We start from the raw sequence: 21,144 nt of genomic DNA, 5'->3' as shown, positions 1-21,144 counted from the left end.
GTCTTTGTGGCTTTAAATATTTTTGATAATCAAACAAATGAGCAACTAAAACAAACATCGACCACATCTCCTGGTAGTCAAAAAATAAACAATGGAATTGGTAAAGATTTTGCCGTTTTTGGCCTAAAAGTTAATTTAGCAAAATTAGATGAGCTCATTTCAAAAAATGATGCAAACAAGGAAAATCTTCAATTATTCAAAGAGCATATCGAAAAGGCAATTGTAGACATCGAGCAAGATATTGCTAAGTTTCAGACACAACAGTATCCAAATCATGACAAAAATGCAGTCCCTTATATAAGTTATGATTATACCTCAATTTATCAAAAAGGTATTGTTGAGCCAGAAAAATTAGGAATTAGCGAATCTGCCATTTTATCTCCTAATACCACAAAACTTTATTTATTAGGTTATCCAAGCCTTGATGGACAACAATTTTTGATGAGAAATTATCCAAAAAACTTAACTAACAAGGCTTTTGCAATTTCCAACGATAGTTTTAGCAATGGTTTAGCGCTAAATGACATTCTCAGCCCTAACAGAAGTTATTCCTCTTTTGGCTTTATAACCTTTATTGAAAATAGTGGATTGTATTATGGAGCCTCTGGGTCGCTCGTCATTAACGATTATGGCTTACCTGTTGGTATTTATTCTGCTGTTCAAACCAGAGGTGGTAATTTAGACATTAGTGGCAAAGCTGGTTATACTCCTTTTGTCCAAATTGCTGATTTTGACTCTTATGGACTAGCACACAACTTAATTGATGGTACAAATAAAAAACTGTTTCCCAAACAAGAAAAATCATATCGGCAAAACTTAAAAAAATTATCTGAAAATGAAGGCGAATTTAAAGATTTTCGCAAAACTTTACTATTTCCAGATGGTCCTTAATACTTAAAAAGTTAAAATAAAAAAATACAACTACTATTTAAACTCAATGTAAATAGAAAACTCGTTTTTACGTACATTGAGCCTAAAAAAATATATGAAGTTTTGAAAGAACAATAACTAAAAGCCCTAAATTTATATAGATTTTTAAACGGTTAAATTTAAGGCATTCCATCATATTTAAAAATATAATGGAAAATTCGCGCTATCTAATTTTTTAGACAAAAAGCATAACTAATTCCCCCTTAATTCAATATCAAAAATTTATTAACTATTCTTAGTGTTGTTTATTATAACATAATTTTTTCTTAGACCAAGCATTTTTTTTTTTTTTTTGCAAAGGTTAATTTTTAAAATAATAAAAATTAAGATTATAGCGTAAAAAACCCGAATTTACGGGTATTTTTGTATATTCGTATTAAATAAAAAGTTAATTTTTGCCATCAAACTGGGAAAGTCAAAAAATTAAGGTTTTTTTGCAACTAAATCCAACGGTGGTTTTTTGCCAACAAAATTTATAATCACGATGACCACACATTTTTTAACCAAAATTATTAAAAAATGTGCCTAGAATACAAATTATCATCTAAATCAAAGGGTTTTAACATCTAGTTTATTAGTAGTTGCTCTAAAATAAAAGGATAATTTTGTTGGTAAAATTACAAAATTTTATTTAAATTAAAAATTGATCAAGGGGAATTTCACCTTTAATTTCAGTGCTTTTGTAATCTGAAAATTGGAGTGTCTGATCTTGAGGACTAATCGTTGAATTTGGTAAAAGATTTGCGTATTTTAGTTTAAAACTATAAATTAACTTTTTACCTTCTAGTTTGAGTGTCATTTTTTTGTGGGGTTCATTTATCATGTCATCTCATTCTAGGGAAATAATTTGCGGATAAGGGAAAAAGTGGTTATTTTTAATATGATCTTTGACTAAAAATTCCTTTAAAAGAACCTCAGGATCGGGGTTTTTTATTTTAAAATAGAGGCTCTCAAAAATTATTTTAGCTATTAACCCTTTTTGAACCTCTGATAGTTGGCCCTTATTATGTCTATTGTTCTTGAAAATTCCTTTTTCTCTTATTTGAGGCCAAACTTTATGTTGATCAACCTCAAATTCAAATTCAGCTGTATTTTTATTATTTTTCTTTAAATTGGAAAAAGTAAAGTTTTCAACATCGCCAATTTGTTCTTTTTGTTCTTTAAATTTTGTTTTTTTCACTTGAATTTTTAAAGTCCCATTTTCATCATCAGGGGTTGCACTTATAATATCAAAGGAAAATTTTTCCTCATCATTAAGTGATTTTATCCCTAAAAATTCATCTTTAAGACCAACTGAAAGTGAAACTTCGCTAAATGCAGCATTAAAATCACCAAAAAGTACTGAATTTAAAACGGCCTCATTATCAGAATTAACTAAGGCGTATGCCAAAATTGAAGGGCTTATTTTGCTAAAAACAGGTCGTAATTCTTTTTGGTATAATTCTGGTTGTTCATTTTGTTGAATTTGCTTTGATTGTTCTAAATTTCAAAGAAGGTTCACTCGTTTTGTTACTTTTGTGTTCGAACCCTTTTTGGACACTGAAAGTTCAACATTTTCTAGCCTTCTTTGATTAACATCGCTGTTATTTTCAACAGTTTTAACCTCAAAAGGAAAACTAAAGTTAATTGTATAATTTTGGTCGTCAAAGTTATCAATTTTTTTTACAAAATTTTCATAATGAAAAGTTGAAGGTTTTGACTTGTAATGATAAAGTACGGTTGCAACATTATTTGATGATTTTTTTTCTTGTTCAGTTATTTCTAAAGAATTTGGAATTTTTGCTAAAACAGCGTTTAAATCATTGACTGTTTGAATATGAAGTCTATTTTCTTCAAGTATTATTTTTTGTTTTTCTAGTTCTTTTTGTCTTTTTTCTTCCTCAAGTTTTGAAAGCCGCTCTTTTTCTTTAAGTAGTTTTTGTTCTTGTTCTTGTTTTTGTTTTTCTAATTTTGCTTTCTCAATTTCTAGTTTTTCTTTTTCTTTCTTGATATTTTCTGAAATTTTAGCACTTTCTTGTTCATCAGTTGAAGGTTGATTTTGTTCAATTTTATCAAGTTCTTTGTTTATTTCTGCTTGTTTTTCCTCAATTTGTTTTGTTTGTTCTTCTGTTTCTTTGATTTTTTCTTTTTGTTTTTCTGTTTCTTGGATTATTTTAAAAGTATCTGATTCAATTTTGCCTTTTTGTGTTTCAAGAAAAGGCGTAGAATCTCCTTGCCCTTTAGTTTTATTTCCACCTAATTCTTCTGGCGGATTAGGATTTTGTTTAATTATTGAACCTGAACCTGGATCATTATCTTTCTCTTTATTTGGATTAATGTTTTTACTACCGTTGTTTTGCCCACAAGCAGCGGCAATAAAAAAAATTGGCATTAAACTCAAAGAGACCCCTAAAAATCATTTTTTTGGATATATTTTTTTCATAATTCACCTCACAAGTTACATTAAATTATAACACAAAAATAGCCAATTTTTTAATCTAGCTAAAATTATTGCCCTCATGGTAAAAAAACAAAATTTTTTGCTAACAAATAAGTTATATCTAAAAATAGCTAAAATATCCTTAAATTGTGACTAAAAGAAGTTGAAATATTGCATTATCATAATTTTGTTTTATTTTTCAGGTTAGCAATATTTTAATACTTTGAAGAATTGATATAAATAAATTCCCAGGTTTTGCTTGTCTTTTAAAATTTTTTGTTTATAATTAATAAATATAGTAAATCAAACAAACAGGATGAGCTAGATCATTCTTGTTTTATTTTTCAAATAATTTTATATTCTTGGTATTATTATAATTATTGGTGTTGGTTTTAGTTTCTAGGGGTGAAATATGAGAAGATCTTTAAAATTGGTTTTTGGATTAGTTCCAGTTGTTGCAGGCTCAGCAGGAACAGCTATTTATTTGACTTCTAGTAATGCTATTTCTAATTTGGATAATACAACTTTAGCGCGTCAAACACTTCAAGTTGAAACCCGTCTTTCACCACTTTCTGATTCACAAGATAATGAATTCAACCAAAATTCTGAAGAATTATCAACCCAAGAAACTGTAAAAAATGATGAAACGATTATTCTAAAAAGTCCGGAGGTCTTAGAAGATTCTCAAAAATCTGAGCCTATTAAAGTTACTAAAAACACGAAAAAACCAAAAATAATTTTTTCTAATAATCAAATTGAACTACCAAAAAATTCATCAAACACACAACCAAAAATTTTATTGCCCCAACCTGTCAAAAAACCAGTCAGTGAAACAAAAAAAGCTGTTTCAGTTAGTAAAATTCAAACTAGCGAAAGTAAAGATTCTTCTATTTCAGTTTTAGAACCCCAAAAGGAAACAAATTTAGAAAAGTCCCCATCAAAATCTTCTAAAATTGTTGAAAAAGTTGTCATAATTAATCAAAAACCGACTCAAACTGAAGAAAAAATTGAAGATTCAACCCCATTAAGTTCTCCTGTAGTTTCTAATGAAGATGTAAAACCGGTTTTAGCACCAAAAATTGTAGAAACTCCTGAAGTTATCGTTATTAGTGAAACTCCAGAAGTTGAACGCAAAGAAGATAAACCTAAACCTAAAACCCAAAGTCAAAGTGATATTTCCAAGTCAACATCATCCGGTTCAATTTCTCTTGCAACAACCGAATCAGAGCGTGAAGTTGATGAAATCATTGATAAATTACAAGAAGATTTAAAAATATTATTGAAATCTTCAGTAGGCGATAATGCTCAGAAATATCGTGAAGCAAAAAAGAATCTTTATAAATATGTTTTTAAAAAGAACTACCAAATGAGACTTTTTAAAGAAAGATTCCCAAAAACACCAATAACTGAAGAAGAAGCAGGATTTTTATATATCTTTTGGGAAAATAATTACGCTCATTTTTATCCATCGCGTGCAAGATCCCATACTGCTCGCCAAAATTGAAGAAAAGAGCTTCAAAAAGTTTTGACTATTATTAAAACTCCAGAAATAGGCGCTTTTAATAGAACAACAGGCGGTCATGTGTTTATTATCGATGAAACAAACATAAATAGCGATAAGTGAATTGAGGCTCAGCCTAATACTCCAACCCCTAAAAAATCATAGGTTTATTTACCCAAATAATGAAAAAATCTATCAAAGTAGTTCTGAGTCTTGTTACTATCGCCGCCGGTTCTGTAGGAACAACTCTTTATTTTGTTTCGCTAGATGTGAAGAAATGAGATAATTAAAAAATTACAATTAAAAACAACGGCAAATAATCAAAATATTAGTGTTATTAGTCAAACTGGCGGTCGTTTTGGATAAAATTTTATAACAATTTTTAATTTTTAGAGTTTTACAATGTGAAAATTTCTTAAATCATGCCCGGAACAATGTTATTTTGAAAATCAATTTGCTTTTATTGGTCGTTCAAATGTCGGCAAATCCTCACTTATTAATGCGCTTGCAAGGCAAAAAATTGCCCGTATTTCTTCAACTCCTGGAAAAACACAGCTTTTAAATTATTACCAAACTAGTCAAAATAAGTTAATCGTTGACCTTCCAGGTTATGGCTATGCGCGCCTTTCTCATGCGAAAAAAGATCAAATAGAATCGATGATTTTTAATTATTTTAGTAAAAATAGCAATATTTTACTAGTTTTTTTGCTAATTGATAGTCAAATCGGTTTTACTGATCTTGATTTTAGTATGATTGAGTTTTTGGTTTCATTAAATATAAAGGTGCAAATTTTAGCTAATAAAATTGATAAAACAAATCAATCACAGCGCTCAAAACTGTTAAAAGTGTGTAAAAATTTATCACTTGATTGTTTAAATGTTTCGGCAAAAACTGGTACAAATTTAGATAAAATTCACCAAATAATTAATCAAGAAAAAAATTAACCTATAAGTTCATAGGTTTTTTTAAATTTAAAAGTAATACTATTTTTAAAAAAGAGGAAAAATGGCAATTGCAATTATCGCTGAGTACAATCCTTTTCATAATGGTCATATTTATCAGCTTGAATATGTTAAAAAAAACTTTCCTAATGATAAAATTTACATAATTTTAGGGGGAAATTTCACCCAACGAGGTGAGATTAGTCTTGCTAATTTTGAAACAAAAAAGAAAATAGCACTAAAATATGGAGCTGATTTTGTAATTAGATTACCTTTTGAATATACAAGTCAAGCTGCCCATATTTTTGCCCAAGGCGCGCTAAAATTAATTTTTGACCATAAAATTGACAAAATTATTTTTGGATCAGAATCAAATGATGTTCAAAATCTATATAATTTAGCAAACTTGTGAAAAAATAACATTGATGAATATAATATTCATCTTAAAAAAGCATTAAAATTAGGCAATTCTTTTCCAAATGCAGCAGCCATTGCCCTTGAAAAAATTAGCTCGCAAAAAATTATTTACCCTAATGATATTCTTGGATTTGAATATGTTAAGCAAATTGTGCTAAATAATTACCCAATTCAGGCTTATAGTCTTAAAAGAACTATTGATTATAATGAAACAACACCAACTGGAAAGTTTGCTTCAGCAACATACTTGCGAAAATTAATTAGCCAAAATAAGTCAATTTCCCAGTTTTCACCAATGGAATTTAGACAACCAGTTTGTTCGTTAGCCTCGTTATATCCAAAATTTCAGGAAATTATTCGACAAAAGTCGCCTGAATCACTAAGAAAAATTTGACTAGTAAAAGAAGGAATTGAAAATTTATTCAAAAAACATATTGATCAACCAGACTTAGATAGTTTTTTGAGCGCCACTAATTCAAAACGTTATACTAATTCACGTATAAAACGAACAATGTTGTATATTTTGTTTAATATTGAAAATCCATCTGAATTTGATGAAACCACAGTTGATCTTGATTGTTGAAAAAACCAAAATTAATTAAAATTTTTTAAAGTACGTTTTAAAAAATTTTAAAATTTGGTCTAATACAAACGGCGCAAAAATTGTTAAAAGTAATAAATAATTATAATTATTCTTTAAAATAAGAAAGTTTGAGTTACTAAAATCATTTTGGGAAAAAACAAAATTTATTCCGGGGATAAAGGAAACAATTACAATTGAAATAAAACTAGCTAAGAAACCTAGATGTAAAAATTTTAAATCTGCAAATTTATATTTAAAAATATTCTCATCGGCCGCAAGTATATAAGAAAGACTTGAAAGACTAATGCTGATAATTAAAAAGGAAAAAGTTTGTGAATTTGTGATTCAAAAACTTAGCAATGCTAAAAATGAGATGAAAATTGCTCAAAACATTATGCTAAAAATCAGTTTTTTATTAAAAAGTGATTTATTTTCGTTTAAAAAGCCTTTATTCATAACATTTTTTGAAATATTTGTAAGACCAAGGGCGATCCCACCGAAAGTTTCAGAAACAACATTTATTCAAAGTATTTGTAGTGATGTAAAAATTTGTTCCTTAAAAAGTAAGGTTGCAAAAATAACTGATATAAGCATTGAAAAATTAGCTACAAGTAAAAAAACAAACAGTTTTTTAATATTTGCAACAATATTACGGCCAATTTGTATTGCTTGATAAAGAGTTTTAAAATTATCATCAGCTAAAACAACATTTGCAACTTGTTTTGAAACTTGTGAACCAGTTATTCCCATTGCAAAACCAACATCGGCTTTTTTTAATGATGGAGCATCGTTAACTCCGTCACCTAACATAGCAACAACATGTTTTTTTGATTGTAGTGCGCCGACAATTTCTAATTTATCTTCAGGTTGAACACGTGAATAAAGGTGAAATTTTTCAACATTTTCACGTCAAAAGTCATCTTTTTTTCAATCAGGGTTGCCTGTTGCAAGTGATTCTGGACCTAAAATTTCAACATTTTTTGCAATTGTTGCGGCAGTGTGAAAATTATCCCCTGTTATCATTATCGTTTTAATTTCTGCATCTAAAAGATCTTTAACAATCGGTTTAATTTCTTTTCGTGGTGGGTCTTGAAAACATACAAGTCCTGAAATCATTATGTTTTTTACATAATTTTCTAGATTTTCATTAGGTTGAAGTTCATTTTCAATTTCACGATATCCAAATGCAAAAATACGATATCCTAAATTTTGCATTTGGGTTAATTTCTCTTCTAAAATAGGGTCTAAATTGTCTGCCTTTTTAAAAATAATTTCAGGAGCCCCTTTGATAAAAAGAAACTTTTTGTTATCAATTTCATAAAAAGTTGCTGAAAATTTGAGTTTGGAATTAAACACAATTTTGTCTAAAAATTTGTGTTGTTTTTCAATTACTTCTTTTTGAATTTCAAAAGTTTTTGCCTTTTGTAAAATTAAAATTTCCTCAGGATCACCGTAATATTTTTCAACTGACTTATCAAAAAAACTATATGCGGTTGTGTTTAAAACAGCTTGTGTCCAGAAATTTTTTGACTCAATTTGGTGATAATAAATTTCCTTAATTTGCATTTTATTTTCAGTTATTGTCCCAGTTTTATCTGAACAGACAATTGAAACTGCTCCAAGAGTTTCAATTGTTTTTAAATCTTTGACAATTGCATTATTTTTTGCTAATTTTTTAACACCAATAATTAAATTTATAGTAACAAGCGGTATCAAACCCTCGGGAATAAAGCCAATTGCTAGTGAAAGTGATATTATAACAGCGTGTTTTGATTGGTTAAAATCGCCATTTTCAACTAAAAATATATAAATAAAAAAGAAAAAAATTGCTAAAAATGCGGCAATAAAAGTGATAATTTTTGAAAATTTAGCAATTTTTTTCTGAAGTGGGGATTCTAATTCGGCTGTTTTTGTTACAAGTGAAGCAATTTTTCCAAGTTCAGTATTCTGACCAACATCTGAGACCAAAATTTTTGCCTGTCCATTTAAGACGCTTGTTCCGCTGTAAACTTTTGAGGCTTTATCGTCTCAATTTTTAAATTCATCTTTAAAAACTGATGTTGACTCACCAGTAAGAATTGCTTCAGATACGGATAATTCTTTATTTTCAATGACAAATCCATCGGCGCTAATTAAATCGCCAGAACTAACTTCAAGAATATCTCCTACTAAAATCTCATCAGATTTTAGGCTTATTTTTTTCCCATCACGAATTATTGTCGAAACTGGCGAGTTAAGATCTGAAATTGCATCTATTGCTTTTTTTGATTTAGTTTCTTGGACTAAAGAGAAAAAAACATTAATTGCAATAATTAAAGCAATAACTGCTGGCTCAAGATAAGAAATTAATTTAGCTCAAAAAGGCAAATCATGTTCAAAAACTGAACTAATGATAACTGAAATAATAATAACAAAAATTAAAACTAAGGTAAGCGGCTCTTTTAGTTGTAACAAAATACGGAAAAATATTGATTTTTCCGGAGTTTTTGGTAGTCTATTTTCGCCAAAAAAATTTTTTGATTTTTCAATCTGTTCTTGATTCAGCCCCCTTTGTTTGTCAATTTCCTCTAAAAATGCAATTTTATCAGTATTTTTATAGTCATTTTTCTCTTTTTTTTCTTTTTTAATCATTTTCGCCCTTTTTTATATAAAATTATTTTTGAATATAATTATATAATTTTTTAGGTTCAAAAATGAAAATTTTAATTGAAAATAAAAGAGCTTATTTTGACTATGAAATAATTAGCAAATTTACAGCGGGAATTGTCTTAGAAGGATGAGAAGTTAAATCTGTTCAGGCAAAAAATATATCGCTTGTAGGTTCGTTTTGTTATTTTAAGGGTTTAGAACTTTATTTGTCAAATGCAACAATTAGCGCCTATAAAGGATCCCGAGGTCAAACTGATCGCTCAAGAAAACTTTTATTACACAAACACGAGTTAAAAAAAATTTTTAAAGAAAAAGTTACAAAAAAATTAACTATTATTCCACTTTTTGTTGGTCTGAAAAATCGTAGAATCAAAATAGAAATTGCCCTTGCAAAAGGAAAAACTAAGGTTGACAAAAGAAATGCTATAAAAGAACGAGATCAAAAAAGGGAGGCACAAAAATTTTTAAAAAATTACTATTAGTTCCCGGATTTTTGCCACTTTTTTCACTGACAAGTTGTTATGATTATCTTTCAGAAATTGTTTCAGAAAAAATAGTTCCAACTGATGGCTTAAATCCAATAGAAAAACTACCTATTTTTCTTAAAAATTCACGAATTAAACAAGGTTTAACTTATACAACATTTATAAAAAGTGTCTATGATGGCGACACTTTTACTGATAAAAACGGTATTCGTTTTCGGATTTTTGGTATTGATACTCCCGAACTTGAACTTAGCCGGCCAAATCGTTTGATTAATGTAAAAACTATGAAATTTCACGGTTTAAGAGCTAAAAAACGTCTAGAACAGCTAATTTTAAATCGTTGAATTTCATTTGAAATTGTCGGCCATGACCCGTATGAGCGGATTATTGTTGTTCTAAAAAATGAAATGGGTGAGATAATTAATATTAAAATGGTTAGCGAAGGTCTTGCAATTCATCGTTATGGCCAATATCAAAATCCTAAAAAAACCTATTATTATCCTGAATATAAAAATTTAATTGACCAAATTTTAAAAGCCCAAGAATCTGCCAAAAAAAGTAAATTTATGCTTTGAGAAGAAGATATTTCAATAATTTATGGTCTTAAAAACTTAAAGAAGAAATAAAAATGAAAGGTGCATTAAACTAGGACAAAAAAATTAACACTAAGGTGTTGGCTTTTTTTGTCCGAGTTTAGGGAGAAAGCTAACACCCAAAGTGTTAGCTTTTTTTAAATTTTCAAATGTAACAAAACGGAGAATACTAATGTCAAGACACTTTATAAAAGACGAGTTTGATATGATTTATAAAATTTACAATGAATTTGGATTAAAACAAACAATAAATTATATAAATAATATTTCACCAGATACAAATTTTATAACCAGAAGACAACTACTTCGAAGAATCGAAAAAATTATTCGGTATTATAATAATGGTATGCAAGATCAATTATTAGATAAAAAGGGTGCGAACAGAAAGCCAGGTAGTGGCAAAAAACCTAAAAAACAAATTGAACCTGATTGAAACGAATTTACAAAAGAAGAATTAATAGTAATAGCTAAGAGATATTACGAAATCAATAAAAATAAATTAAAATCAGGAAAAATTAGTGAAGCCAAAACACTAAGCATTCCCTATAGCAAATCTGCAAAAATTTTTAATGTATGCAGACAATCAGTGGCAAAATCTAAAACTAAAGTTATAAAAGTAAAGGAGCACAAAAATGATGCAATAATTAAACAATCCTTTCTTGATAACAAAGGTAGATATGGTCGCTTAAGGTTGAGCGCTTATATTTCTATGAAACATAATATTTACATTCACCCTCGAAGTCTTGGAAGACATTTAAAAAGATTGAATTTAGTGTGCAAAATTAGGAAAAAAAGAAGAAAGAGCGAAATTAAGAACACCAAATTCGCACTGCCGGATATTGTTAAACGCGACTACAATGATAAATTAAATAGAAATATTTTTGCTACTGATGTTTCATATATAAAAGCTCCCAGAGATGTTAAGGAAAACCATGTATTTTTGTCTGTAATAATTGAGCATAAAACTAAAAAAATCAGAGATTTTAAATTATCAGTAAACAATGATCTTGATTTAGTTATGGATAATATAAAGACATTTAGTTCTATTGATAAAGATTTTGTTATTCATTCAGACCATGGATTTCAATACACTTCAAAAATCTATATTGACAAAATAAATAAAATGGGAGGAACTGTTTCGTTGTCTCGTATAGGAAATTCATTAGATAATAGGGAGGCTGAATACTGATTTTCAATTATAAAAAGTGAATGCTTAAACGAGCTAGACTACAGTAAAATAACTTTAGAAGATCTGAAAAAAATAATTGCAGATTATATATTTTGATACAACAACTATAGAATTCAATCGATTTTAAATTGAAAAACACCACAGCAATATGCTATGATGTTATAATAATATTAAACTGTTAATTTTTTTTGTCCTAGTTTACATTACCTTTCATTTTTATTTTAATAACTGTTGAGTGGTTTTTTTGTAAGTAATTAAGGACATCAAAACATAAATTAGAATAAATGCAACTGAAAGTCCGGCTCAGGACGATAATAAAATTAGGGCTAAATTTTCTTGAGATGCGGCAGGAAATTCATTGCCAACTATTAAAATATGAATCGATTCCATTGACGGGAAAATAATTACAAAACTTAAAATTAGAACAACAATCGATATCAAAACAATATTTAAGGTATGATAAAAAAGCGTTAATAAAGTCGAACCACCAAGCGATTTTAGAATTCCAATCATTCTCTGTTTTGATTCAGAAATCGTTTTGGCATAAACTAAAATGAATGAAATCAATATAATAACAAAAATTATAAACACTGCAAAAGTAACCTTGTTAACTATCGAAATGATCGCTAAAGATTGGCTAGTTACTACACGAATTAAGCTTGAAGGCGGAGTTATTTTGAGATCAAATTTAGCATTTTTTGCATCTAAATCAAGATTGTTTTGTTCGTCAGTTGTCGTTAAATAAGCAGTAAGTTTGGTTGGCTGGAAGTTGGTATAAAATTCTTGGGCATCTTCGTGATAAAATAATTCTGAATCTGGTGAGTCAAAAATTCCAACAACAAGTAAATTGAATTTTTGATTTAAAGGCGAGTTTGTTTGAATTATATCGCCTACTTTTAATTTATATTTAGCATTTAAATCAATTGCTGTTGTTGAAAGTAGAATTTCATCGACTTTTCTTGGAAATGTTCCAGTTATTAATTCTAAATTGTTTTGCGGGAAAACTTTTGTATTTTTTAGCGGAATTTTAAATGGTTCAAGCGCGGAGCTTTGAGGATTTTCGCTAGGAATATAAGAATTAATTTCCTTGAACAGTTGAAAGTTCTTGTCTTTTGTTTTATCAACAGAATTTTGCTTAACTAAATTTTCAAGATCTTTAATTGATTGTGTGCTAATAAATGATGGAAAATCAATTAAATTAAAAGTATCTAATCTGGTAACAGAACTTTTAATTCCATTATTAATTCCGACAATTTTTAGCGGAATTTTATTTTGATTTTTTTCAATTTCTTTATTAGAATCATAAGCAAGATAAATTGTCTTGTCTAATGGATTTTCAATTTTAAGTTTTTCAATTGTTGATTTTGAAAGAATAATTTCCTGAGGATTTTCAATGAATTTTCCTTCAAAATTAACAAGATCATTTTCGATTCTGTCTTTGAAAAAGGTATTAATTTCAATTTGATCAACATCAACTTGACTAAGATTAATTTTTCGATTTTCATAGTGCAAGTTTATATTTGTGGTTGGTCTGTTTGCAACAAGCGAGTTGATTGATTCAAACTCACTAATTTTTTTAATTTCATCTTGGTTAAAAGCTACTTTTGATTTTTTTTCAATTGAATTTCTATCGAGTGAGAGCGTATATTTTTGCTGCCGTTCGACTTTTGCTGTTCCAAGATTTAATTCAAAAGCAAAACTGATTGAAAATACGGCCGCTAAAAAAGCAATTATAATTAAAATAGTAAGGGTTAATTTTTTACTAATATCAGCAATGACGAAAATCGGTGAAATATTTAATTTGTTCTTAAATTGAACTACTTTTGCAACTTTTTTATGTTTAGTTTCGCTAGTTTGTTCAGAATTTTTGTCTTCTAATATATTAGTATCATTAATTTTAATAATTGGTGGTTTGTCTTTTTGTAAAAAAATTATTTGATCAGCATATTTGTGAACCATTTCAGTATTATGGCTAATGACCACAACTGTGTGATTTTTTGACATTTGCTTAATTTTTTCAAAGATAATTTGCTCATTTTCTTTATCAAGGGCGGCAGTTGGCTCATCAAACAAAATAAATTCTGAACCTCGATTTAGAGAACGAAGAATTGCAATTCTTTGTTTCTCACCACCAGAGAGATTTTCCATTTTTGTTTTAAAAACACTTTGATCAAGATTTAAAAAATTTGCATTTTTACTAAATTCATCTTGCTTAAATTTATAACCTAAAATGCTTGTCCCAATTCGAACATTATCAATAGCTGAAATATTTTCAATAAGATTCACATCTTGAAAAAAAATATCAACATTTGGGTTTTTTAAGACTTGTTGTTTTTTATCAAAAAAGGAAATTTGCCCGCTGTCAGCTTTGGCAATTTTGGCAATTATATGCAAAAGTGTCGTTTTTCCAACACCTGATTGACCAGAAATAAACGTTAATTTATTAGTTGGAATATCAAAACTAATGTTATTTAAAATTATTTTTGTTCCGAGCCTTTTTGTGATGTTACGAATTTGAATCATTTTTGCACCTAAATAGCTTTTTTAATATTGTGTATATTTTAATATAAAATATTTTTTTCAATCAAATTATTTTACTATTTTCTTAAAATTTAGTTCAAAATTTTCTTCTAATTTTAAAGTACAGTTGAATTCAATTTTTAATTTTAGTCCAAATTCCCTTTTTTTCCGAGTTTTGCAGTTTGATGAGATAATCCTAACAAAGCGTCGGGTTTTAGGTACTTTTTTAACTTTTTTGGTAAACTCAGGAGAAATAACTATCAAACCAAAAACACTAAATTTTAAATCTAACACTCCGAAAGAAAAATCTACTTATCAATCAAATAAAGCAAACTAAAAAAGCTAAAATTTTAACTTAAAAAGTAAAATTATAAAATATTTAAACAACCTTTTTTAGTTAAAACACTGGCGAAAATCAATTTATGGTAAAACAACAAAAATCATAAAAAATACAACTACTATTTAAACTCAATGCAAATAGAAAACTCATTTCGATTTAAATTGAGCCTAAAAAAATATATGAAGTTTTGAAAGAGCCATAATTAAAAGCCTTAAATTTGTAGATTTCTAAACGGTTAAATTTAAGGCATTCCATCATATTTAAAAATATAAGGAAAATTCGCATTTTCTGATTTTTTTATGACAAAAACATAACTAATTCCCCCTTAATTCAATATCAAAATTTATTAATTATTCTTAAGTGAGTCTTATTATAACACAATTTTATTTCAAGCCAAGCATTTTTTTTTTTTTTTTTGTAAAAAGTTAATTTTAAAACAATTAAAATTAAGACTTTAAGTCAAAAAACACGGATTTACCGGTATTTTTACATATTTATATTCACAAAAAAGTGAATTTTTGCCATCGAACTGGTAAAATCAGGAAATAATTTTTTTCAACTAAATTATTTTATTATTTCCTTAAAATTTAGCTCAAAATTTTCTTCTAATTTTAAAGGACACTTAAATTCAATTTTTAATTTTAGCCCAAATTCTTTTTTTTCAATTGTACATCCATTTTTCTTTATTAATTGAAGTACCCAGTTCATTTTTTCCAAGTCAATTTCACATAAATAACGATAAGAAATTTTAAAATCGCTAACCAAACTAAGATTTAATACTTCAATTGCTGCTTTTTTGTAACTATTTTGCAATAAACCTAGCCCTAATTTGGATCCGTACATGTGCCTGACAACAATAATTAATGAATTAGTAATTTTTTTTGTTCGCAAAATGTTAAAAATTTGCCATCCTGCTGAACCTTTTGGCTCATTTGCATCACTGAATTTACAATTATATAAATCAAAACAAACGGCATAAACAATATGACTTGCATGCTTGTTTTCTTGTTGAATTTTTGTCAGTAGCGCTTCTGAATGTTCCTTTGATTTTATTATGAAACTATAAGAAATAAATTTAGATTTTTTGATTTCTAATTCAAAAACAGCTTCTTTTGTGATAATTTTTTGCATTTTTCAAAATTATTTAATATTGTTTGCCGTTGCATTATTAATAAATTTGGAAAAAATTATGTAAAAAAACAATGGAACAGCTATTGTAAAAAGTGAGCCTGCAGCTTGTATGTTTTGCAAAAATCCAAGGCTAGTTTGGCCTGAATACTGAAATCAAGTTGAAATTGTCTGGTATGATCGGTTTGAAAAAATGTAATTTGGTCATAAAAAGTCGTTTCAAGCTTGAATTGTTGTAAAAATAATTAATAAATAATAGGAAATTTTTATTTTTGGAAAAATTATCAATTTAATCTTTGAAAAAGTTGATAAATTATCAATTCTTGCAAGTAAAAGCTGCTTTTTATCAATTTTGTTAATACTTTTATAAAGATAGAAAAAGTTAAAAAAGGAAAAAATTTGGTTAACTGTGAGGGCAAAAACCGGCGAATTTGTTATTAATTGATTGTTATTTAAAATTCTTGCAAGTGGAATATAAATGCTAATTTCTGGAATAAAAGAAATTGCCACAAAAAGAGAAATAAACGTTAATTTCAGTCTTTTTTTTGCCATTCAAAGTCCAAAAGATGCTAGTGAATACAGGATAATTCTAAAAAAATTAATGAGCATAATTACAAAAATTGAAGTGGTAATTCCAATTCAAAAATTATCATTAATGGAATTTTGAAAGTTTTCAAGTAAATTTGAGCCTATTTTCAAAGTCAAATTAGGATTATCTTGTAATTCATTAGGCAAGGAAGCATTTACAATTAAATAATATAAAGGAAACAGGAAAAAAATAAGCACTATTATTAAAAAGGAAAATAGCAAAAATTGTAGAAAAAAACTATTTAAATTAAATTTTAATGACATTTTTACCCCTTTTATTTTTAATAAGTTTTGATATTTTTTTCCATGTTTTTGGTCTAAAAATAATAAAGGTTGAAAAAACCGCTGAAAGATAAAAGAAAGTAATTAAACTCACGGCAGATTGGAGTCCTGAATTATCACTTGAAGATAAAATATATGAAGCAAGAGTGTGGCCTTTATTTAGATCTAAATTTATGTCGCCTGTAATAACATTTGGGTATAGCATTGTTGCAAAAATGAAGTTTGTGTATGAAATAACTAAAAATTGATTACCAATTTCTTTAAAATAAAGGTTAAAAATTTTATCTTTTAGGTTAATTCTGTCAATTTGTAAATTTTTTTTATATTTTGTATGAATGCTAGAAATTGCAAAAAAGAAAAGCACTGAATTAAAAGGGATTGCCCTTCAAAGTTGATAAATTAAATATAGTCAAATTAAATCAATTTTATTGTCTCCACCGACAAATGAAAAATTTAGATTAAGCATTTTTGCAAAAACATTTTTATTACCAAAAAGGAACGAAAAAGCAGTTCCAATTGCAAAAGATGAAATAAAAAACTGGGAATAAAGTCCACTTATTATTAACATTCTAAGAAATTTACTTTTAAGTTTTGAGAGCAAAATTGCAATAACAAATCCTAGAAAAAGTGCAATCGGAGAGCTAATAAAAAATAATAAAGTGCTGTTTCTTAGTGCATCATTAAAATTTGATTTTGCAAACAGTTCTCTAAAATTGTCAAATCCAGTATGTTTGTTTGCGCCATTCCCAACATTAAAAGAGTTAAATAAGGAATCCAGAATTGGGTAGATTGAAAAAACAAAAAGAAAAATAAAAAGTGGACTTATAAGCAAGATTGCTTTTGTATTTCTGTGAAAAAACACTGTTGTTATGGATTCTTTATTAACCTTTAACACGATTTCCGCCTTTATCAAAAGCAAAAATTTTATCTTTATTATATTCTATTTCTACATTTTCACCTTGAATATCAATAGGACTTATAATTTCAAGGTCAATATTTTTTTCTGTATCACGAATTTGGTAATAAAAATTATCGGCAATATTTTTTTTATAAAAAACTTTTCCATTTGCTGTTTCAGTTGGGCTTGAAATTTTAATGTATTTAGAACGGATATAATATTCAATTTCTCCCTTTTTTTCAATAAAATTGATTTCAGGCATTCCAATAAATTTTGCGGCAAAAATAGACTGAGGGTTTTCAAAAAGTTCTTCTGGATTAGAGTATTGCAAAATTTCCCCTTTATTTAAAAGAATAATTTTGTCGCTAATTTTCATTGCATCAGTTTGGTCGTGAGTTACTAAAACTATTGTCATGTTAAATTCTTGTTTGATTTTAAGTAATAATTTAATAGTTGATTCCTTAATTTTAGCATCAAGTGATGAAAAAGGTTCATCCATTAAAACTAAATTATCCCCTTTTATAATTGATTTGGCAAAAGCCACGCGCTGTTGTTGACCCCCACTAATATTTTTGGCTTTTTTTAAGAAAATATCGTCAATTTCTAGTGCTTTTAAGACATTTAGGACTTCTTTTTCGAAATATTTTTTTCTAAATTTAAGGAAAAAAATATAAAATTTTATATTTTTCAATATATAAAAGTAAAATTTGAATTTTTTTATAACCTTTTCTACGCCTAAAGTAGATTTGTTTGAAAGTAAATTTCCAATAGAGCCGCTAAAATCTTGACTATTTTTATCTTTTTTGAAATTTTCCGAGCTCAATTTTCATACTTTAGAAGTTCATTCAGGCGAATTTTTAGCACTAATCCAAAGATTTTTTTTTACCGAAATTTCTTCATATAAGTTGTTTTTTTGCATTATATAGCCAAAGTTTTTGAATTTTTCATGATATTCAATACCTGACTTTACTGGCAAAAAACCGGCTAAAATGTTAAGGAAAGTGGACTTTCCCGCACCCGAAGGCCCCAAAATTGTAATAATATTATTTGCTGGTATTTCAAGCTCATTAATTTTAATAAAAGCCTTTTTCTCGTAGGAAAATACTAGGTTTTTAATACTTATAGCAATTGTTAAGTGGTTCATATTAAAAAATTTTACCTTTTTTTAAAAATTTTTTTCTAAATGTTGTATAGTTATTTTTATTAAAATTATAAATAACTAATATTTAATTATTAATATTTCTGAAAAAAATTTCATAAAATTAGAAAAAGTGAGAAATATATGAATTTTAAAAAATTTTTTAAACCTTTTTTAGTTCTCTCACCAAGCCTTTTCTTAATTGCGACCGCTTGTGGAGTAAGTGAAAATACAATTGATCCAAAAACTCAAGTTGTTATGACAACAAGTCAAGGTCCTTTTTGACCATTAATTTTTGGACTTAATGTTTATGGTAAAAATGAAAAGGGATTAATCCCTTATTACAACCAAAAGTTTAAAAATGACCCTGATTTTGCGCCAGTTAGACTTGTTTTGAGTGATGAAGCAAAAGCAAATACTCAACAAGAAACAACCGAAAATATTAAAAAATTACTGGACACAAATTCAGATCAACTTCCTTCAATTGTTTTAGGTGACTCTTCAACAGCGAGTGTTTTACAAGAACGTAATCGACTTTTAGAAATAAAAAGCGATAAATTGAAGCCAGGAATATTCACTGATCAAATTGTAGAAAAATACAATTCATTTAATTTTGGTGAAAATAAGTTTTATAACATTCCTTTTAACGTAAATGATGTTGATGCACTTGGATTTAACCTTGATAATTTACGAATTATTTTTGATTTAGTAAAAAAAGGTGGCGGAAAAGTTGATGAGTCGACCGAAATTTACAAAAAAGCACAAGAATCAGCTCAGAAAGGAAATTCGACTCCTGAAAACAGTTTTTTTAGCAATCTTGAAGTAAAATCTGCCGATGTTTTCAAAGATTTGAACGTAAATTATGATACTTTTTCCAATATTGAAGAAGCGCTTGAATTTTCAACTAAATTTATTGACGGTGCCAAATTAAAAGCAGATGCAAAACTTGATGAAAATACAGAAAATGCGTCTATTTTTGATATTGATTATTCAGGTCTAATTTTCCACAAAAATATTATTTCAAAATCAGGTAAAAAATTCTGAGAGCCAAAAGGTAAAGATTTAACTTTTAATATTGCTACAGATACATCCTTACAAGATGAATTTAAAAAAACTTACGATAAACTTACAAAAACTAACAAAAAAATCGAACAAAAAGTAGGTCAAGCAACCAAAATTTTGCAAGCATTTCAATTTAAAAACTTTAAAGCAAAAAACAGCATTGGTGAATGAGGAAGTCATGATATTCTTCAATACCGTACCGTTTTTGGATACGTTCCTGGAGTTGGAATTAAGCAATCAATTGATACAGCAACAACCCGTAATTTATTTGCAGATAAAAACCCTGAACTTGCCAAAGGTTTTGCAACATTTAATGACGTCTTTACAACAAACCAACCATTAAAGTCACGCAAAGATTCTCCATTTTTTGTTTATAACTCAGGTGGATCGTCATTAATTCCAATTAAAACTGATACAGAGAAAATCAATAAAGCGGCAGTTAAATTTTTAGAATGACTCTTTACTGGTCAAAACGATATTGACACACCCGGAAAAATGGTCGATAATGTTGATTATTTAATGGAAAATACTGGTTATTTCCTTCCTACAAAAGCGGTTGTAACTCAAGAAAAATTGGAACAAGTAAAGAAAAAATATCAAGAATACTATGATAAAATTGTTGACTTTGAATCTAAAAACAAAAAAAGTATTGAACTAGTTGGTGAAGATGCCAAAAAAATCGACTGAAGTTTGTATGAAAAAATGGCAAACCTCAGATCAGTTATAATTTCAATGGAATCAATGCTTAATGCTTTTAAAGAAGATGCATCCAAAGTTAAAATTCTAAGTGATAATGGTAATTTTAAAGAAGCAAAAATTTCGGCAATAATTACAGATTCACTAATTCAATCAACAAGATTTGAAAACAGTGAAACCAAAAGTTCTGATAATTTACTAAAATTAATTAACGAATAAAAACTTAAATTAGCGGTAATTTTAAAAAATTAAAAATTCTGCTGTTTGTAAAAACTAAAAATTCGCAAAATTTTTAGTTTTTATTTTTTTCTTTAAATAATACGCACTTTATATATTTTTCCGAGTTTCTCAATTTGCCGAGATAATCTTAAAAATTGTCCGGTTTTTCGTGCTTTTTAACTTTTTTGGCAAAAGTTAATTACCTATTATAAAACACTGACAAAATCAATTTATGGATAAAAAAACAACTACTATTTAAACTCAATGCAAATAGAAAACTCGTTTTTATTTGCATTGAGCCTAAAAAAAATATGAAGTTTTGAAAGAACAATAATTAAAAGCCATAAATTTATAGATTTCTAAACGGTTAAATTTAAGGCATTCCATTATATTAAAAACATAATGGAAAATTCGCATTTTCTGATTTTTTTAGACAAAAAAACATAACTAATTCCCCCTTAATTCAATATCAAAATTTATTAATTATTCTTAAGTGAGATCCATTATAACATAATTTTTTCTTAGACCAAGCATTTTTTTTTTTTTTTTGCAAAAGCTTATTTTA

At 27.5% G+C, this 21,144-nt stretch carries 15 protein-coding genes; 8 read left to right on the top strand and 7 right to left on the bottom strand.

Annotated features, from left to right (window positions below; genetic code table 4):
- Positions 1 to 6: 6 nt before the first annotated feature.
- Positions 7 to 891, top strand: a complete 885-nt coding sequence (locus MOSC01_RS04945; protein WP_010320850.1) for a DUF31 family putative serine protease — start codon at positions 7 to 9, stop codon at positions 889 to 891.
- A 670-nt stretch (positions 892 to 1,561) separates the two neighbouring features.
- On the opposite strand, the gene MOSC01_RS04690 is transcribed toward MOSC01_RS04945, so the two are convergent.
- A complete protein-coding gene (locus MOSC01_RS04690; RefSeq protein WP_010320849.1) occupies positions 1,562 to 3,352 on the bottom strand; it encodes a surface lipoprotein in 1,791 nt (596 codons plus the stop codon).
- Between the two features lie 409 nt (positions 3,353 to 3,761).
- On the opposite strand from MOSC01_RS04690, the gene MOSC01_RS04395 reads away from it, so the two are divergent.
- From MOSC01_RS04395 to MOSC01_RS0100335, 3 genes are all read left to right on the top strand, one after another.
- Positions 3,762 to 5,015: a hypothetical protein gene (locus MOSC01_RS04395; protein WP_010320848.1), complete on the top strand. Its 1,254-nt coding sequence runs from the start codon at positions 3,762 to 3,764 to the stop codon at positions 5,013 to 5,015.
- 237 nt (positions 5,016 to 5,252) lie between these two features.
- Positions 5,253 to 5,795, top strand: coding sequence for a ribosome biogenesis GTP-binding protein YihA/YsxC (gene yihA, locus MOSC01_RS0100340; protein WP_010320847.1), 543 nt, complete (start codon positions 5,253 to 5,255; stop codon positions 5,793 to 5,795).
- A 61-nt stretch (positions 5,796 to 5,856) separates the two neighbouring features.
- Entirely contained in the window at positions 5,857 to 6,807 is a 951-nt protein-coding gene (locus MOSC01_RS0100335) for a nucleotidyltransferase (protein WP_010320846.1), read from the top strand.
- On the opposite strand, the gene MOSC01_RS0100330 is transcribed toward MOSC01_RS0100335, so the two are convergent.
- Complete coding sequence (locus tag MOSC01_RS0100330) at positions 6,808 to 9,423, bottom strand: cation-translocating P-type ATPase (RefSeq protein ID WP_010320845.1); 2,616 nt, start codon at positions 9,421 to 9,423, stop codon at positions 6,808 to 6,810.
- 62 nt (positions 9,424 to 9,485) lie between these two features.
- On the opposite strand from MOSC01_RS0100330, the gene smpB reads away from it, so the two are divergent.
- From smpB to MOSC01_RS0100315, 3 genes are all read left to right on the top strand, one after another.
- Positions 9,486 to 9,923: an SsrA-binding protein SmpB gene (gene smpB / locus MOSC01_RS0100325; protein ID WP_010320844.1), complete on the top strand. Its 438-nt coding sequence runs from the start codon at positions 9,486 to 9,488 to the stop codon at positions 9,921 to 9,923.
- A gap of 11 nt (positions 9,924 to 9,934) precedes the next feature.
- Positions 9,935 to 10,552 (top strand): thermonuclease family protein, encoded by a 618-nt coding sequence (locus tag MOSC01_RS04780; protein ID WP_010320843.1) that lies wholly within the window; start codon positions 9,935 to 9,937, stop codon positions 10,550 to 10,552.
- Between the two features lie 139 nt (positions 10,553 to 10,691).
- Positions 10,692 to 11,873: an IS3 family transposase gene (locus MOSC01_RS0100315; RefSeq protein WP_010320842.1), complete on the top strand. Its 1,182-nt coding sequence runs from the start codon at positions 10,692 to 10,694 to the stop codon at positions 11,871 to 11,873.
- A gap of 51 nt (positions 11,874 to 11,924) precedes the next feature.
- Here the strand turns inward: MOSC01_RS0100315 and MOSC01_RS0100310 are convergent, their stop codons facing one another.
- The 5 genes from MOSC01_RS0100310 to MOSC01_RS0100285 all read right to left on the bottom strand — a co-directional run bounded on the left by MOSC01_RS0100310 (position 11,925) and on the right by MOSC01_RS0100285 (position 18,608).
- Positions 11,925 to 14,231, bottom strand: coding sequence for an ABC transporter ATP-binding protein (locus MOSC01_RS0100310; RefSeq protein WP_010320841.1), 2,307 nt, complete (start codon positions 14,229 to 14,231; stop codon positions 11,925 to 11,927).
- Positions 14,232 to 15,132: 901 nt separating this feature from the next.
- Positions 15,133 to 15,699 carry a YigZ family protein gene (locus MOSC01_RS0100300; RefSeq protein ID WP_010320839.1) on the bottom strand — a complete coding sequence of 189 codons (567 nt, stop codon included), beginning with the start codon at positions 15,697 to 15,699 and terminating at the stop codon, positions 15,133 to 15,135.
- Positions 15,700 to 15,708: 9 nt separating this feature from the next.
- Positions 15,709 to 16,548 (bottom strand): ABC transporter permease subunit, encoded by an 840-nt coding sequence (locus tag MOSC01_RS0100295; RefSeq protein ID WP_010320838.1) that lies wholly within the window; start codon positions 16,546 to 16,548, stop codon positions 15,709 to 15,711.
- Positions 16,532 to 17,461, bottom strand: a complete 930-nt coding sequence (locus MOSC01_RS0100290) for a carbohydrate ABC transporter permease (protein ID WP_010320837.1) — start codon at positions 17,459 to 17,461, stop codon at positions 16,532 to 16,534. The genes MOSC01_RS0100295 and MOSC01_RS0100290 overlap by 17 nt, the downstream gene beginning before the upstream one ends.
- On the bottom strand, positions 17,448 to 18,608 hold the full coding sequence (locus tag MOSC01_RS0100285) for an ABC transporter ATP-binding protein (protein ID WP_010320836.1): 1,161 nt from the start codon (positions 18,606 to 18,608) through the stop codon (positions 17,448 to 17,450). The genes MOSC01_RS0100290 and MOSC01_RS0100285 overlap by 14 nt, the downstream gene beginning before the upstream one ends.
- Before the next feature lie 138 nt (positions 18,609 to 18,746).
- Between MOSC01_RS0100285 and MOSC01_RS0100280 the strand changes: the two genes are divergently transcribed.
- On the top strand, positions 18,747 to 20,579 hold the full coding sequence (locus MOSC01_RS0100280) for a P68 family surface lipoprotein (protein WP_010320835.1): 1,833 nt from the start codon (positions 18,747 to 18,749) through the stop codon (positions 20,577 to 20,579).
- Positions 20,580 to 21,144: the final 565 nt, after the last annotated feature.

This window comes from Mesomycoplasma ovipneumoniae SC01 (assembly GCF_000218525.1).
Taxonomy (GTDB): Bacteria; Bacillota_I; Bacilli_A; order Mycoplasmatales; family Metamycoplasmataceae; genus Mesomycoplasma; species Mesomycoplasma ovipneumoniae_A.
Note: the sequence above shows the minus strand (reverse complement) of the source record. Positions and strands in the feature narration are given on the sequence as shown.